General features: G+C 59.5%; 12 protein-coding genes and 1 pseudogene. 7 read left to right on the top strand and 6 right to left on the bottom strand.

Going from position 1 to position 14,291, the window contains the following annotated elements; genetic code table 11:
* Nucleotide 1 precedes the first annotated feature (1 nt).
* The 4 genes from ACXZ1M_RS06160 to bamC all read left to right on the top strand — a co-directional run bounded on the left by ACXZ1M_RS06160 (nt 2) and on the right by bamC (nt 3,995).
* Complete coding sequence (locus ACXZ1M_RS06160) at nt 2-1,204, top strand: tryptophan--tRNA ligase (protein WP_459052307.1); 1,203 nt, start codon at nt 2-4, stop codon at nt 1,202-1,204.
* Between the two features lie 13 nt (nt 1,205-1,217).
* Nucleotides 1,218-1,766: a class I SAM-dependent methyltransferase gene (locus tag ACXZ1M_RS06155; protein ID WP_459052306.1), complete on the top strand. Its 549-nt coding sequence runs from the start codon at nt 1,218-1,220 to the stop codon at nt 1,764-1,766.
* An 84-nt stretch (nt 1,767-1,850) separates the two neighbouring features.
* Nucleotides 1,851-2,726 carry a 4-hydroxy-tetrahydrodipicolinate synthase gene (gene dapA, locus ACXZ1M_RS06150; protein WP_459052305.1) on the top strand — a complete coding sequence of 292 codons (876 nt, stop codon included), beginning with the start codon at nt 1,851-1,853 and terminating at the stop codon, nt 2,724-2,726.
* Nucleotides 2,727-2,804: 78 nt separating this feature from the next.
* A complete protein-coding gene (gene bamC, locus ACXZ1M_RS06145) occupies nt 2,805-3,995 on the top strand; it encodes an outer membrane protein assembly factor BamC (RefSeq protein ID WP_459052304.1) in 1,191 nt (396 codons plus the stop codon).
* Between the two features lie 150 nt (nt 3,996-4,145).
* On the opposite strand, the gene ACXZ1M_RS06140 is transcribed toward bamC, so the two are convergent.
* From ACXZ1M_RS06140 to ACXZ1M_RS06130, 3 genes are all read right to left on the bottom strand, one after another.
* The gene (locus ACXZ1M_RS06140) at nt 4,146-4,397 is read right to left on the bottom strand and encodes a hypothetical protein (protein ID WP_459052303.1); all 252 of its coding nucleotides are present in this window, start codon (nt 4,395-4,397) and stop codon (nt 4,146-4,148) included.
* A gap of 295 nt (nt 4,398-4,692) precedes the next feature.
* Nucleotides 4,693-5,169, bottom strand: a complete 477-nt coding sequence (locus ACXZ1M_RS06135) for a DUF7931 domain-containing protein (protein ID WP_459052302.1) — start codon at nt 5,167-5,169, stop codon at nt 4,693-4,695.
* Nucleotides 5,170-5,191: 22 nt separating this feature from the next.
* Nucleotides 5,192-6,313, bottom strand: coding sequence for a JmjC domain-containing protein (locus ACXZ1M_RS06130; protein WP_459052301.1), 1,122 nt, complete (start codon nt 6,311-6,313; stop codon nt 5,192-5,194).
* 100 nt (nt 6,314-6,413) lie between these two features.
* On the opposite strand from ACXZ1M_RS06130, the gene ACXZ1M_RS06125 reads away from it, so the two are divergent.
* Nucleotides 6,414-6,959: an FKBP-type peptidyl-prolyl cis-trans isomerase gene (locus ACXZ1M_RS06125; protein WP_459052300.1), complete on the top strand. Its 546-nt coding sequence runs from the start codon at nt 6,414-6,416 to the stop codon at nt 6,957-6,959.
* Nucleotides 6,960-6,962: 3 nt separating this feature from the next.
* Here ACXZ1M_RS06125 and ACXZ1M_RS06120 read toward each other — a convergent pair whose 3' ends face one another.
* A complete protein-coding gene (locus ACXZ1M_RS06120; RefSeq protein WP_459052299.1) occupies nt 6,963-8,003 on the bottom strand; it encodes a hypothetical protein in 1,041 nt (346 codons plus the stop codon).
* Complete coding sequence (gene mutS / locus ACXZ1M_RS06115) at nt 8,000-10,642, bottom strand: DNA mismatch repair protein MutS (RefSeq protein WP_459052298.1); 2,643 nt, start codon at nt 10,640-10,642, stop codon at nt 8,000-8,002. The genes ACXZ1M_RS06120 and mutS overlap by 4 nt, the downstream gene beginning before the upstream one ends.
* Nucleotides 10,643-10,963: 321 nt before the next feature.
* On the opposite strand from mutS, the gene ACXZ1M_RS06110 reads away from it, so the two are divergent.
* Nucleotides 10,964-12,511 (top strand): tyrosine-type recombinase/integrase, encoded by a 1,548-nt coding sequence (locus ACXZ1M_RS06110; protein ID WP_459052297.1) that lies wholly within the window; start codon nt 10,964-10,966, stop codon nt 12,509-12,511.
* 254 nt (nt 12,512-12,765) lie between these two features.
* Here ACXZ1M_RS06110 and ACXZ1M_RS06105 read toward each other — a convergent pair whose 3' ends face one another.
* Entirely contained in the window at nt 12,766-13,347 is a 582-nt protein-coding gene (locus ACXZ1M_RS06105; protein WP_459052296.1) for a hypothetical protein, read from the bottom strand.
* A gap of 160 nt (nt 13,348-13,507) precedes the next feature.
* Here ACXZ1M_RS06105 and ACXZ1M_RS06100 point away from each other — a divergent pair.
* Nucleotides 13,508-13,770: pseudogene (locus ACXZ1M_RS06100) on the top strand (helix-turn-helix domain-containing protein).
* Nucleotides 13,771-14,291: the final 521 nt, after the last annotated feature.

Genomic DNA, 14,291 nt, shown 5'->3' with positions numbered 1-14,291 from the left:
CATGTATCCCGACCGCGTCGTCTCCGGCATGCGTCCCACCGGCTCCATGCATCTGGGCCACTACCATGGCGCGCTGAAAAACTGGATCAGGATGCAGGCCGAGCTGCCGTGCCTGTTCTTCGTGGCCGACTGGCACGCGCTGACCACGCACTACGACGATCCGTCCGTGATCGAGCGCAGCACCTGGGACATGCTGGTCGACTGGCTGGCCGCCGGCGTCGACCCGTCGCAGGCCACCTTGTTCATCCAGTCGCGCGTGCCCGAGCACGCCGAGCTGCATCTGCTGCTGTCGATGGCCACGCCGCTGGGCTGGCTCGAACGCGTGCCGACCTACAAGGACCAGATCGAGAACCTGTCCAGCAAGGACCTGGCCACCTACGGCTTCCTCGGCTACCCGCTGCTGCAGGCGGCCGACGTGCTGATCTACCGCGCCAGCCAGGTGCCGGTCGGTGAAGACCAGGTGCCGCACATCGAGATGATGCGCGAAATCGCGCGCCGGTTTAATCACCTGTACGGCAAGGAAAAAGGCTTCGAGGAAAAGGCGCAGGACGCCGTGAAAAAGCTGGGCAGCAAGCGCGCCAAGCTGTACAACGAACTGCGCACCGAATACCAGCAGGAAGGCAAGGACGAGGCGTTGGAACAGGCCAAGGCCATGCTGGACGATGCCCAGAGCCTGTCCATGGGCGACCGCGAACGCCTGTTCGGCTACCTCGAAGGCAGCCGCAAGCTGATCCTGGTGGAGCCGCACGCGCGCCTCACCGAGTCCGGCCGCCTGCCTGGCCTCGACGGCCGCAAGATGTCCAAGAGCTACGGCAACGCCATCGCCCTGCGCGAGGACAAGGAATCGGTCACCAAGAAAATCAAGACCATGCCGACCGACCCGGCGCGCGTGCGCCGCACCGACGCCGGCGATCCGGCGCGTTGCCCGGTCTGGCAGTTCCACCAGGTGTATTCCGACGTGCCGACCCAGGAATGGGTGGTCAAGGGCTGCACCTCGGCCGGCATCGGCTGCATCGAGTGCAAGCAGCCGGTGATCGACGCCATCATCAAGGAACAGGAACCGATGCACGAGCGCGCCCAGCCGTATCTGGACGACCCGTCGCTGGTGCGCGCCATCGTCGCCGACGGCAACGACGCGGCCCGCAAACTGGCCCAGGAAACCATGCGCGACGTGCGCGAGGCCATGGGCCTGTCCTATTCGTAAAAGCAGGTAAAACATGAGCGATCAAATTTCCCCCTGGGTGCAACGCTACGCCCCGCTGGTACCCGGCGGTGCGGTGCTGGACCTGGCTTGCGGCAGCGGCCGCCACTCGCGCCACATGGCGGCCCTGGGCCACGAAGTGGTGGCGGTCGACCGCGACTCGGAAGCGCTGGCCGCCGCCGCCGGCCAGGGCATCACCACCAGCGCCATCGACCTGGAGCAGGAGGGCGCAGCCTGGCCTTTCGGTCCGCACCGTTTTGCCGGCATCGTGGTGACAAACTACCTGCATCGTCCGCTAATTGCTGATATGCTGGGTAGCTTGGCGCCGAACGGCGTGTTGATCTACGAAACCTTCGCGGACGGCAATGCGCAGTTCGGCAAGCCGTCGAATCCGGCCTTCCTGCTGCAGCCGGGCGAGCTGCTGGAACTGGCGCGCGCCCACGGCCTGCGCGTGGTAGCCTTCGAGGATGGCGTGGTCGATCATCCAAAAGCTGCCATGGTGCAACGTCTATGCGCCGTGAAGCCGGAATTTCCCCGAGAAGCGGCTCTATTACCGCCATTTTGAGCGTCGATTTGTGCCCCCGGATGCACCACGGGCGCAACCTATCGACTACAATCGTTGTTTTAATACTTTACGCAGTGGTTTCCTATGATTAAGGGCAGCATCGTAGCAATCGTCACCCCGATGCACGCAGACGGCAGTCTGGACTTTGAGGGTTTGAATCAGCTGATCGACTGGCACATCGCCGAAGGTACGGACAGCATCGTCATCGCCGGCACCACCGGTGAATCGGCCACCGTGAGCGTGGAAGAGCACTGCGCCCTGATCAAGGCGACCGTGGCGCATGCCAAGGGCCGCATCCCGATCATCGCCGGCGCCGGCGCCAACTCGACCGCCGAAGCGATCAAGCTGACCCGCTACGCCAAGGAAGCCGGTGCGGACGCCACCCTGCAAGTGGTTCCTTACTACAACCGTCCTACCCAGGAAGGCATGTACCAGCACTTCAAGGCTATCGCCGAAGCGGTGGACCTGCCGATCATCCTGTACAACGTGCCGGGCCGTACCGTTGCCGACATGAGCAACGACACCATCCTGCGCCTGGCGGAAATCCCGAACATCATCGGCGTGAAAGACGCGACCGGCAATATCGGCCGCGGCTACGACCTGCTGCGCCTGGCGCCGAAATCGTTCGCCGTGTACTCGGGCGACGATCCGACCGCGATGGCCCTGATGCTGGCCGGCGGCGCCGGCAACATCTCGGTCACCGCCAACGTGGCCCCGCGCGCCATGGCCGACATGTGCCGCGCCGCCATCGCCGGCGATATCGCCACGGCCGTGGCACTGAACAACAAGGTCTTCCCGTTGCACCAGAAACTGTTCATTGAACCGAATCCGGTGCCGGTCAAATGGGCGCTGGCGGAAATGGGCAAGATGCCCGCCGGTATCCGCCTGCCACTGGTGCCGCTGGCGGACGATTGCCACGCGGCAGTCCGCGCGGCGCTGCAAGAAGCCGGCGTCCTGTAAAACCCGTAGCAACGAGCACACGTCCCGACTCGCGTCGGATCATATTTTGCTGCACTCAGTTTCTTAAACAGTAACGACATGACTATTCGCAAGACAGCTTTTATTTCCTCGCAGCGCGCGCTGGTAGTGGGCGCCTTAGTAAGCTCCCTGACCGGCTGCGGCATGCTCAGCTCGGTCATCGGCAACGACAAGGTCGATTACAAGTCCGCCAAGAAGGCCAGCACGCTGGACGTGCCGCCGGACCTGACGCAATTGCAGAAAGATAACCGCTACTCGCTGCCGGATTCGAACAACGGCGTGGCCACCGCTTCCGGCTACAGCGCCTCGAAGGCGGCGATGTCGGGCGCAACCACCCCGAATGCCGTGATCATCCCGGGCCAGCCGCCTGCCGGTACGGTGGCGGCGGTGAGCCTGAGCGATATCAAGGTCGAGCGCGACGGCAACCAGCGCTGGCTGATCATCAAGCAGACGCCGGAGCAGCTGTGGCCGCAACTGAAGCAGTTCTGGGAAGATTCGGGCTTCACCCTGTCGCAGGAACTGCCTGCGGCCGGCATCATGGAAACCGAGTGGAACGAGAACCGCGCGAAGATTCCGCAGGATTTCATCCGCAACACCATCGGCAAGGTATTTGACTCGGTCTATTCGAGCGGCGAGCGCGACAAGTTCCGCACCCGCATCGAGCGCCGTGCCGACGGTTCCAGCGAGATCTACATCAGCCATCGCGGCGTGCAGGAAGTGGCTCAGGGCGCGGACAAGGAATCGACCAAGTGGATGGGCCGTCCGAACGACCCAGGCCTGGAGGCTGAATTCCTGGCCCGCCTGATGAACAAGCTGGGCAACGGCGGCGAACAGCTGGCGTCGGCCAAGACCGCCGTCGAAGGCGCCATTGTGCAGCCTCAGCACGCCTCCCTGGTGGGCGCGGGCGCCGACCGTGCGGTACAGGTGGACGAGGGCTTCGACCGCGCCTGGCGCCGCGTAGGCCTGGCGCTGGACCGCGCCGGCTTCACCGTGGAAGACCGCGACCGCGTGCAGGGTATTTACTTCGTGCGTTATATCAACGATGCGACCGAAACCAAAGGCTTCTTCAGCAAGCTGTTCAGCTGGGGGGCGTCGTCGGAGCAGGAGAAGGAAGCGCAGCGCTATCGTATTTCGGTGAAAGCCAGCGAAGGCAATAGCAGCGTGGTCAAGGTATTGAACAATAACGGCCAGCCTGAAGCCGGTCCGGTGGGCGAGAAAATTATTACTCTGCTGCACGAACAGCTGAAATAATAAGCGCCGCTCGCGGCGTGTAAAAACCGCCAGCCTGAACGCGATCCAGATCGCGTTCGGTGCTGGCGGTTTTTTTATGCGTGAATATAGTTTAAAAGATTCAGACGTAAAAAAACCGGCCCGAAGGCCGGTTTTTCTATGAAGCTAATATTACTTCGAAGCAGCTGGAGCAGCGGCAGCAGCGGCCGAAGCAGCTTGCGAAGCAGCAGCAGCTGCGTCAGCAGCAGCCGAAGCAGCTTGCGAAGCAGCAGCAGCTGCGTCAGCTGCTGGAGCTGGTGCTGGTGCTGGAGCAGCAGCTTCTGGAGCAGCTACTGGAGCTGGAGCAACAGGAGCTTCTTCTTTTTTCGAGCAAGCAGCCAGAGCAACAGCCAGCAGGGAGGCGATCAGCAGGGATTTTTTCATGGGTTTTCCTTAGTTAATTCAAAAATTAAACACAGTGTTGCGATTAATAATTACCGGTAATTATCGCTCATTAGGTCGTCCTCGAAGGCTTTCGTACCTTAAAAGGTGCCTACTAGACAACGGAAACTTCCTAGCCGAATATTATAGCGATTTTTAGTGCATCGCAATAGTTCAACAAGCCTAACACATAACTATTTTGCGTTACCGCAACATTTGGTTAAGGTCAAGCTTGGCACTCTATCTTTGCACTATTACCAGTGTTCGCATCGAACTTCCGCATTTTACCCGAAGCGACTCATAATCCTGTTGAGTTTCCATACAATCCGGGGCCGGATTCTATCCAAATTGTAAGGAAACGTTCCAGGCTGGTTTGCAGGTCGTTGGGGCCGTTGAAAACCGCTTCACCACGGAAATAATCGGCGTGAAAACGGCGCACGATATCGCGCTGGTCGGCGATGCAGAAGGAGTCGGTCAACTGCCGCAATTGCTGGCTGGTGCGGCGTACTTCGACCAAGTGGCCGTAGTCTTTCAGCAGGCGCAGAAAGCGCGGCGCGTCGCGCTCCATCTGGCGGCCTTCGTGCGCCACCAGTTGCAGCCGGCCGCCGCCCTGCAGGAAGCGCCGCAGCTGGGCGTCGGTGCCGCTGCTGCCCAGCTCCCAACTGGCGTAGTCGGGATCGAACATCTGTAACGTTTGCTGGGCGCGCGAGAGGCAACTGGCCAGGTGCTGCTGAAATTCCGCCCGCGAGGTAAAGGGAATGACCAGTCTGTCCATATTGCCTCCGAATTAAATCAACTCAACCGAGTTCGGCCCAGCCGTCCTGATACCAGGTGTGCAGCGCGTCCAGCACATCGTCCGAGGCTTGCGCGAACTCGGCGGGTTCCAGGCGGCGGTTGTTGGCCAGCAGTTCCAGCGTGGCCTTGTCGGCCTTGCCGACGCCGAACGATTCGCCGTTAATGAACACGTTCTTGCCACGGTACAGCATCTGCGTCTTGGCCGACAGCGACAGGCCCTTCTTCATCACCGCTTCGCCGAACTTGCCGACGCTGAGCGGCTTGGCCGGGCCGGTGAAGAACACGTTGTGCTTCGGCTCGGACAGGTACTCGCCGAAGAAGATGGTGATGTCATCTTCGGTGAAGCGCACCTTGTTCAGCTCCTCGGTCAGCGCGGCCAGCATGGCGCGCGGAATCTCGGCCGGCTTGTTGGTCGGCTCCAGGTCCGGATCGGCGTAGCGGCCCGGCAGGTCGATGGAGTCGGCCATGAATTGCAGGAAGTTCTCGCCCAGTTCCTGGTAGGACGGCGAACGGAAGCCGATCGAATAGGTCTGGCAATCGCCGATGGCCACGCCGTCGTGGGCGTAGTGCGGCGGCAGGTACAGCATGTCGCCCGGATTGAGGACGAATTCCTCTTCGGCCTGGAAATTGGCCAGGATTTTCAGTGGCAGGCCGTCCACCAGCGACAGGTCTTTCTGCGCGCTGATCTTCCAGCGGCGCTGGCCCTGGGCCTGCAGCAGGAACACGTCGTAGGAATCGAAGTGGGGACCGACACCGCCGCCGTCGGTGGCGAAGCTGACCATCAAGTCGTCCAGGCGCGCATCCGGGATGAAGCGGAACTGGCGCAGCAGGGCGTCGGCCTTGGCGTCGAACAGGTTGACGCCTTGCACCAGCATGGTCCATTCCTTCTGGTCGCGCGCCGGCAGGGTTTCCAGCGGGCCGTGCTGCATGGCCCATTCGCCGTCGACGGCGGTGACCAGGCGCGATTCGGCGTGGTTGGTGGCGGCCAGCTTGGTCAGCGCGTCGTAGCTCAGCAGCGGCTTGAAGCCGGGGATGGCGTTGCGGATCAGGAGTGGCTTTTTGTGCCAGTAGTCGCGCAGGAACTGCGCAGGCGTGATATCGCCGAGGAGAGGTAATTTTTTCATACGCCATTATAACCAGCCGCGCGCCGTCTGGCGTCGCCGCGCCGGGGCGTAGCGCGATCCAAGGTATAATCCGGGGCTAATTAAAGAAAGGATGCACAACATGAAGATTGCCAAAAACACGGTCGTGACTGTGAACTACAAACTGTCCGATGCACAGGACAATCTGATCGAAGACGGCCGTCAGCCTATGGTCTACCTGCACGGTGGCTACGAGAACACCCTGCCGAAAATTGAAGAAGAACTGGATGGCAAAGACGTGGGTTACTCGTCGACTATCCAGATCGAACCGGAAGATGCATTCGGCGACTACGACGCCGCGCTGGTGAAGGTTGAAGAGCGCAAGCGCCTGCCGGAACCGCTGGAAGTGGGCATGCAGTTCGAAGGCATGCCGGACGGCGACAGTGGCGACGACGAAGCGATGATCTTCACCGTCACCGACATCGCCGACGACAAGGTGGTCCTGGATGGCAACCATCCATTGGCCGGCATGGCGCTGCGCTTCTCGCTGGAAGTGGTCGATGTGCGTGAAGCGAGCGATGAAGAAATCGCCCACGGTCACGTGCACGGCGCGCACGGTCATCACCACGGTGATGAGGATGATGAAGGCGAAGAGGGCGATCACGTCGCCATCCACCCGATTCACTAAGCTTTAAGGTTGCGCTTCGGCGCTGCCGCCCTTGATGGTGAAAAGGGTGGCGGCGCCTGGCGCAACGCGCACCTCGGCCCAATCTGCGGCCATGTGCAGATGTCCCACGTTGTCGCGCCATTGAATGGCCGGCTCGCCCGATGTTCCCGGTGTAACCGGTTGAGCGTCGATCAGCAGCACCTTCCCCTTGTACTTCTCCGCCAGTGTGCGGATCTGCTTGCGCGTTTCGGCAAAGCCGTCCTGCTTCGTCCTGAAACTGGTGAGCAGCGAAAAGCCTTCTTCCGTCGTCACGCCGGGATCGCCGTCCGAGAACAGCACCAGCGCGTGCATCTTCTGCCGTGCCGCCAGCGTGAACAGGCGGTGCAGCCAGGCGCGGTTGGCCACCAGGCGGTCTTCGAACTCGCTGTTGCGGCCCGCCTCCGCGCGGAAGTGGTTGTTGGTGGCCGGGAGGTTGATGGTGGCGAACAGCACCTTGCCGAATTCCCAGTGTGCGTTCTCCGCATAGCTGCGGAACTTGGCGGTGGACGACAATCGCGTGACGGCGATGCGGCGCGCGCCGAGCGAGTCGCCGTCGACATAGAACAATTCGCGCAGGCGGTTCAGGCGTTCGATGGCGTTGGAGCGGCCGGCCGAGTTGACGCAACCGGTCCAGTCGCTGCCGGCCAGCGAGATGATCATCGGCGGCGGCGACTCGTTGAGCAGCGCCTGGCGCTGGGCGTACAGCCTGTCGCTGCAAGGCTCGCTGGCGGACTTGATGCCGGTGGCGACCACGAAGGCCGGATCGGTTTGCGCGGCGTCCGCAATGGCGCGCTTGAGCGCCGCTTCGTCACGCCCGCGCTGCAAGGGATGGCCGATGATGGCGAACTGGAAGCTGCGCGCCAATTGCGCCGATTGCGCTGCTTGTGCCGATTGCGGCGACTGGCCCGTAGCGCCGGGTTGCGCCGCATGCGCAGCCGGCAGCGTTGCCGCCGCCATCGCCATTGCTACCGGCAGCGCCATGACGGCGCTCAGCAGCGTGCGGCGACGGCGCGCGGCGCGCATCATGCCTGCGCCGACTCCGTCAGGCGCTTCAGCTGATACAGACGGTCCAGTGCCTCGCGCGGCGTCAGCGCGTCCGGGTCCAGATCGTCCAGCGCATCGAGCAGCTCGCGCATGGCCGGGCTGGCGGCGGGCGTCGGCGTGTCGATCTCTTCATCGTTGGCGTCCACCGACGGCGCGGCAAACAAGTCCAGCTGCGGCGTCGCATCCAGCGCCTGCGCTTCCAGCCGCGCCAGATGTTTGCGCGCAGCCTTGATCACCGGCTGCGGCACGCCGGCCAGCTGCGCCACCTGCAAGCCGTAGCTCTGCGACGCCGGGCCATCCTGCACCGCGTGCAGGAACACGATGCTGTCCTTGTGCTCCACCGCCGACAGGTGCACGTTGCTGGCGGTCGGATGATTGTCCGGCAGCTGCGTCAGTTCGAAGTAGTGGGTGGCGAACAGCGTGAAGCTGCGGCTGGTCTCGATCAAATGGCGCGCAATCGCCCACGCCAGCGCCAGGCCGTCGAAGGTCGAGGTGCCACGGCCGATTTCATCCATCAGCACCAGCGAATTCTCGGTGGCGCCGTTCAGGATGGAGGCGGCTTCGGTCATCTCCACCATGAAGGTCGAGCGGCCGCCGGCCAGATCGTCGGTGGCGCCGATGCGGGTGAAGATGCGGTCGATCGGACCGATGACGGCGCTCTGCGCCGGCACGTAGCTACCCATGTAGGCCAGCAGCGTAATCAAAGCCACCTGGCGCATGAACGTCGATTTACCACCCATGTTAGGACCGGTAATCAGCAGCAGGCGGCGTTCATCGACGAAGCGGCAATCGTTGGCGATGAAGCGCTCGATCTGGTTTTCCACCACTGGATGGCGGCCTTCTTTGATGTTGATGCACGGCGTCTCGACCAGCTGCGGCGCGCACCAGTTGTTGCGCAGCGCGTGGTCGGTGAGGGCGGTCAGCGTATCCAGCTGGGCCAGCGCCTTGGCGATGCTTTGCAGCGTGCCGATGTACGGCGCCAGGTCGCCCAGCAGTTGGTCGTACAGCATCTTCTCGCGCGCCAGCGCGCGGTCCTGCGCCGACAGGGCCTTGTCTTCGAAAGCCTTCAGTTCCGGCGTGATGTAACGCTCGCAGTTCTTCAACGTTTGGCGACGGCGGTAATCGTCCGGCACCTTGGTGGCCTGGCCGTTGGTGACTTCGATATAGAAGCCGTGCACCTTGTTGTACTCCACGCGCAGATTGGCGATGCCGGTGCGGGCGCGTTCGCGCACTTCCAGGTCCACCAGATACTGGCCGGCGTTTTCCGACAGGCCGCGCAGTTCGTCCAGTTCCGCATCGAAGCCGCGCGCGATCACGCCGCCGTCGCGCACCATCACGGCCGGTTCCGGCATCACGGCGCGTTGTAGCAGATCGAGACAGGCGGCCGGCGTGGCCAGGTCGGCGTGGACGGCGGCCAGCAGGCCTTCGGCATCGACCAGCGTGCGCTGCATGCCATGACGCAGCGCCGGCAGTTGCTGCAAGCCGTCGCGCAGGCTGGCCAGGTCGCGTGGACGCGCCGACAGCAGTGCGATGCGGGTGGTGATGCGTTCGATGTCCGGCACCTGCGCCAGCGTGTGCGACAGGCTGCCGGTGGCGTCGGCCTGCGCCAGTGCGCCGATGGCTTGGTGGCGTGCGCGTGCGATACCCTGGTCGCGGCGTGCGTGGTGCAGCCAGTGGCGCAGCAGGCGCGAGCCCATGGCGGTGCGGCAGTGGTCCAGCAGCGAGAACAGCGTCGGCGATTCCTGGCCGCGGATGGTCTCGGTCAGTTCCAGGTTGCGGCGGGTGGCGGCATCGAGGCCGATGAATTCATTTTCGGTTTCGGTGGTGAGCGTGCGCACGTGCTGCAGGCCACGGCCTTGCGTCGATTGCGCGTAGCGCAGCAGCGCGCCGGCCGCGCCGAAGGCGGCGCCCAGGCCATCGGCGCCAAAGCCGGTGAGGGTGGACACGGCCAGTTGGTCGAGCAGCGCCTTGTGGCCGCTGACGACGTCGAAGTGCCACTCCGGCACATTGTTGACGTGGCAGGCCGTGTATTCCTCGAACAGGTCACCGTTATCGCCGCGCAGGATCTCGGCCGGGGAGATGCGCTCCAGCTCCTGCTGGATGCGCGCGCTGACTGTGTGGGCGTCGCCCGAGAACTCCATCAGGCGCAACGCGCCGCTGGCCAGCGACAGCCACGCCAGGCCGGCGGTGGCCACCTTGCGCTGGCTGATGATGCCGAGGGCCAGCAGCGGGCGCTCGGATTTCTCCGGTAGCAGGTCGGCGTCGGTCAGCGTGCCTGGTGTGACCACGCGCATCACCTTGCGTTCGACCGGGCCTTTGCTGGTGGCCGGATCGCCGATTTGCTCGCAAATGGCGCAGGACTCGCCGATCTTGACCAGCTTGGCCAGATAGCCTTCGAGCGAATGGAACGGCACGCCGCACATCTTGATCGGCTGGCCGTTGGCCGAACCGCGCGCGGTCAGGGTAATGCCGAGTATGCGCGCCGCCTTTTCCGCGTCCTCATGGAACAGCTCATAGAAATCGCCCATGCGGTAAAAAACCAGCATGTCCGGATGCTGGCTCTTGATACCCATGTACTGCTGCATCATCGGGGTCAATTTTTCGGGAGGGTTTGCGCTCATTGGGTTTGCTCAGTTCTGTTGTTTTTTGTCTGTTGAATCAAATGCTTAGACATTTTTGAGTACCGCAACTTGCCGCAGCTTTCCGCAACTTGCCGCAAAGTTCCTTCTCCAAAAAGTGTACCAAAAGGGGACTAGCGAAAAAAAGCAGAAAAACGCTTCAAACGTGGTCCCCTGCGAAATATGGGGTCTGAAAATGTTTAACATATTCAATAGCTTAGAGGGGAAATTTAGTCCCCTCGGAGCATGGAATACGGACGCCGGATTATACCGGGAAACCGGCGGCGCTGTGCTTAACAAACCTATATGCAAAGGAAACACGTAATGAAATTCAGCCTCACAATGCCGTTCGTTAAGAACCTGTCGATCGACCAGCGTCCAGTCGGAATCGATCCACAAGGTCAGATCATCTACGAAGCCAATCCGGCAGAGGCACCTTACATCGTCTATGATTCGGCCCAAGATGCACCGGTGGGGTTCGGTGTCAAAGTCGCCGGCAAGAAGACGTTTGTTCTGCGACGCAAAGTGGATGGTAAGTCCATGTTGGCGAAAGTTGGAGATGTGGCGGACTTCATGACGGGAGGCAAATCGCCGCTGCCTCGCGCACGTGAAGTTGCCGCCGGGTTGGCAATCGCGATGAAGGAGACCGGTAAGAATCCGGTTGTTGAGCAACGAATGCGACGCGCCAATGAGATTACACTGGGGCAGGCGTTCGATTCCTACAAGAGGCACTTAGCTACGCGGGCCGTCAAGCCAGCATCCGACAGCACTTTGAAGGCACACGATGTGGACGTTCGCAAGTTCGACGGTTACGGTTGGCTTCGCAAAAAGGTTTGTGAGCTGTCTATCGACGAGATATCGGAGAAGTTCATTGAGGAAGTCAAAACGCATCCAAGCGCAAAAGAGCGCGCGTTTCGTCATGCGATTACCTGCGTGAATTGGTACATTCAAAAAGAGAAACTCGCAGCGCGCAGTGAGCAACGCAATCCTCGTCTCACGGCGAATCCATTCGAAGTGTTGGTATTAGATAAGATGTTTCGCACGCCAGCTCAACTGGAATTGTTGAGGCAAGAGAACCAAGTTCGAAACCCCCTTATACCTTCTACGACATTAGGGCCTTTCCTGGAGGTTGCCTGGGCGAAAAGGAGGTATAACGACAATGAAACCGCTGTCGATTTCTTGATTCTGCAGTTGCTGCTGGGGTGCCGCAAGTCAGAACATGGAGCTACTCAGTGGGGCGAGCAACTGACTCCTGAGCAGCGTCTTAAGACTAGCCATGTGATGTTGGATTGTCCCGAGCGCGGTGCGTATATCTTCTTTTATCAAACGAAGAACGGTTTGAATCACATGCTTCCGCTAGGCCCAATCGCGGTGGAGTTGCTCCGGCGCCGACAAGCTCTGTGTGCTGAAGCTTTTATTGCAGGCGAGTCGACTTCGTTGGCCCGAAAGTTCGTCTTCCCGGCGCGTAATAAGTTCTGCAAAACGGGCCATTACTCGGACTCTACATACATCTTGAATGACATTCGAGAGGATGCCGAAATTCCGAAGTTGACAAATCACGATCTTCGCAGGAGCTTCGGCACTATGATGGTGACTTTGGCTGTGCCAGAAAACATCTACGCACGATTTTTCAATCACAAGCGACCGATCGTTACTGATCTCTATACCCAAGCCGAATGGGTATTGCTTCGAGAGTGGATTGAGAGGATTGAAAAGAGCATCATCGCTACTGCGCCAAATATCTACAATTCGTTGAGTCCAGCTGCCTGGCCTGCACTAGCGGCGCCCGAACCGTTTGTAACTAAGCGCATCGTTCGGTTGGGGCGCCCGCCTAAAAGCAGCAATCGAGCGCCAGCTACATTTATAGCGTAGCATTTAGGCCCATAGCTCAAACTTGTCCGACACAGCCGTTGGATGAGTTTGAGCTTTTTTGCGACCGTTGAATGATGTCAGTTTAAACTTTGGACGTGCCTACTCGATCCAGTCGCTTAAAGGCTCAATTTGCCCATAGGTCGATAAGCGAGCATGTGCGATCGCCAGCCCAACGTTGGTCGGCACAAAGTTCATCAATTGACTCCATCCCAGACATCAAACGTTTGCCTGCGTGCCAGATAAGTCTATCGGACTTACCAGACTGCCTCCGTAAAGAATTTCTCACCATTACCGGAGACCGCAGTAAAGACTGCACGTACCGAACCACGTTTTGGCCATCCGGTCTCTTCGAATCGTTTGAGTCCTTCTGCGGACGGCCAAATCGGCTTTCCGGTGCATCCCTCATTTTTTGCAAACCAATCGCCAAATTCCGGAGAAGCACGCGTCAGGAGCGGAAATCGAAATGTCTTAAAATGCTTCGCCTCAATTAAGATCGGAAATTGCTGTTTTTCCTGACCTGACGCCATGAAAGTTTGCGCGCTGTTTGGTCCGGCTGGCGTCATAGAAACGGCTTTGAGATTCTTGATGGTTATGGGCTGAGTCGAATTATTAAAAACCGTTACTTGCCAGTTCAAAGTGATAGCAGTGAGCCCATCACCCCAGCAGGAAATCATACCTGTGCGTTCAAGTGAATTTTCGTTTGGTCCTGCATCAATTGTGACCTTTTCCTCGTTGAATAAATTTGCCTTCCGTGCAGACCATGCTTGACTTATGGTGGCGGCTAACGCGACCACACTTATGATGAGCGCAAATCTTGATTCAGTAATTTTGAACATTGATGTTTTTTCTATTAAATGACTATTCGCGTTGTGAAAGAAAAAAAGACAACTTGTACTCGATACAGGGAGGACTTCATCTAAGCGAGGCCGAGAGAACCGTTTGACTTTATCTGCATTTCAGATAAATTTCGCTTATCTGAAATGCGTATACACAATTATGCTCTCGTTACCGGTCTCTTTCCGCCTTATCACCGCGCTGCAGCGGGGCATCTCCTCGTTACGGCCCGCAAGCGGCGCAAATTAACGCAAGCCGAAGTGGGGATACGGCTCACTCTGAGCCAAAATCGTATCTCTCATTTGGAGAATCACCCCGACGAAATCAGCTTCAAGCAGCTTCTTAGCTGGTGCTCGGTACTTGAGTTGGAGTTGCGCTTGGGTGAAAGAGATACATCTACTTTGAACAACGAGGGAGAGTGGTGAACATTAGGACACTTTCAGCTGCGTAAGGAACGTAACGTATTTTGCGTGAATCAGGGACGAGTAGCATTTGCACCGCTGTTCGGTGAGGTAGTCGCCAGCAGACGTAGAAATTTTAAAAAAATTGGGGAAAAAGTGAAAAAAATCCCGAGTCCGCCGCGTTTCCAAAAAATGCTCTCACTTACGCTGCTACCATAGCTGCATTACCTTCACGGAACAGCTTTGGGCTTAAGTAAATATGGATGACGAATTCGAAAAAAGAATAGCTTTGTACGCACTGCCGGACAATGCGCCATTGACTTCTGCGGAAGCGGCTGTCTTTTTATGCTGCTCCTTAAGGTCGCTCGAAGAGATGCGTCGCGACGGGAGCGGTCCCAAATATTCTCAACCAGGCTCGAAGAAGCGCGGCAATACCACGCGCAGATGCCTGTACATCAAAAGAGATCTTCATAAGTGGCTTGATGCATCCGTTGTCACTTCGATCGCTGATTCGTCGAGCAAACAACGGTAATACTATTTAGATC

This window comes from Duganella paludis (genome assembly GCF_054461335.1).
This window is presented reverse-complemented; position numbering and strand designations above follow the sequence as displayed.

Excerpts from the sequence above, each read along its gene's own strand:
- ACXZ1M_RS06160 (WP_459052307.1), top strand. The coding sequence starts at position 2 with ATGTATCCCGACCGCGTCGTCTCCGGCATGCGTCCCACCGGCTCCATG.
- ACXZ1M_RS06155 (WP_459052306.1), top strand. The coding sequence starts at position 1,218 with ATGAGCGATCAAATTTCCCCCTGGGTGCAACGCTACGCCCCGCTGGTA.
- dapA (WP_459052305.1), top strand. The coding sequence starts at position 1,851 with ATGATTAAGGGCAGCATCGTAGCAATCGTCACCCCGATGCACGCAGAC.
- bamC (WP_459052304.1), top strand. The coding sequence starts at position 2,805 with ATGACTATTCGCAAGACAGCTTTTATTTCCTCGCAGCGCGCGCTGGTA.
- ACXZ1M_RS06140 (WP_459052303.1), bottom strand. The coding sequence starts at position 4,397 with ATGAAAAAATCCCTGCTGATCGCCTCCCTGCTGGCTGTTGCTCTGGCT.
- ACXZ1M_RS06135 (WP_459052302.1), bottom strand. The coding sequence starts at position 5,169 with ATGGACAGACTGGTCATTCCCTTTACCTCGCGGGCGGAATTTCAGCAG.
- ACXZ1M_RS06130 (WP_459052301.1), bottom strand. The coding sequence starts at position 6,313 with ATGAAAAAATTACCTCTCCTCGGCGATATCACGCCTGCGCAGTTCCTG.
- ACXZ1M_RS06125 (WP_459052300.1), top strand. The coding sequence starts at position 6,414 with ATGAAGATTGCCAAAAACACGGTCGTGACTGTGAACTACAAACTGTCC.
- ACXZ1M_RS06120 (WP_459052299.1), bottom strand. The coding sequence starts at position 8,003 with ATGATGCGCGCCGCGCGCCGTCGCCGCACGCTGCTGAGCGCCGTCATG.
- mutS (WP_459052298.1), bottom strand. The coding sequence starts at position 10,642 with ATGAGCGCAAACCCTCCCGAAAAATTGACCCCGATGATGCAGCAGTAC.
- ACXZ1M_RS06110 (WP_459052297.1), top strand. The coding sequence starts at position 10,964 with ATGAAATTCAGCCTCACAATGCCGTTCGTTAAGAACCTGTCGATCGAC.
- ACXZ1M_RS06105 (WP_459052296.1), bottom strand. The coding sequence starts at position 13,347 with ATGTTCAAAATTACTGAATCAAGATTTGCGCTCATCATAAGTGTGGTC.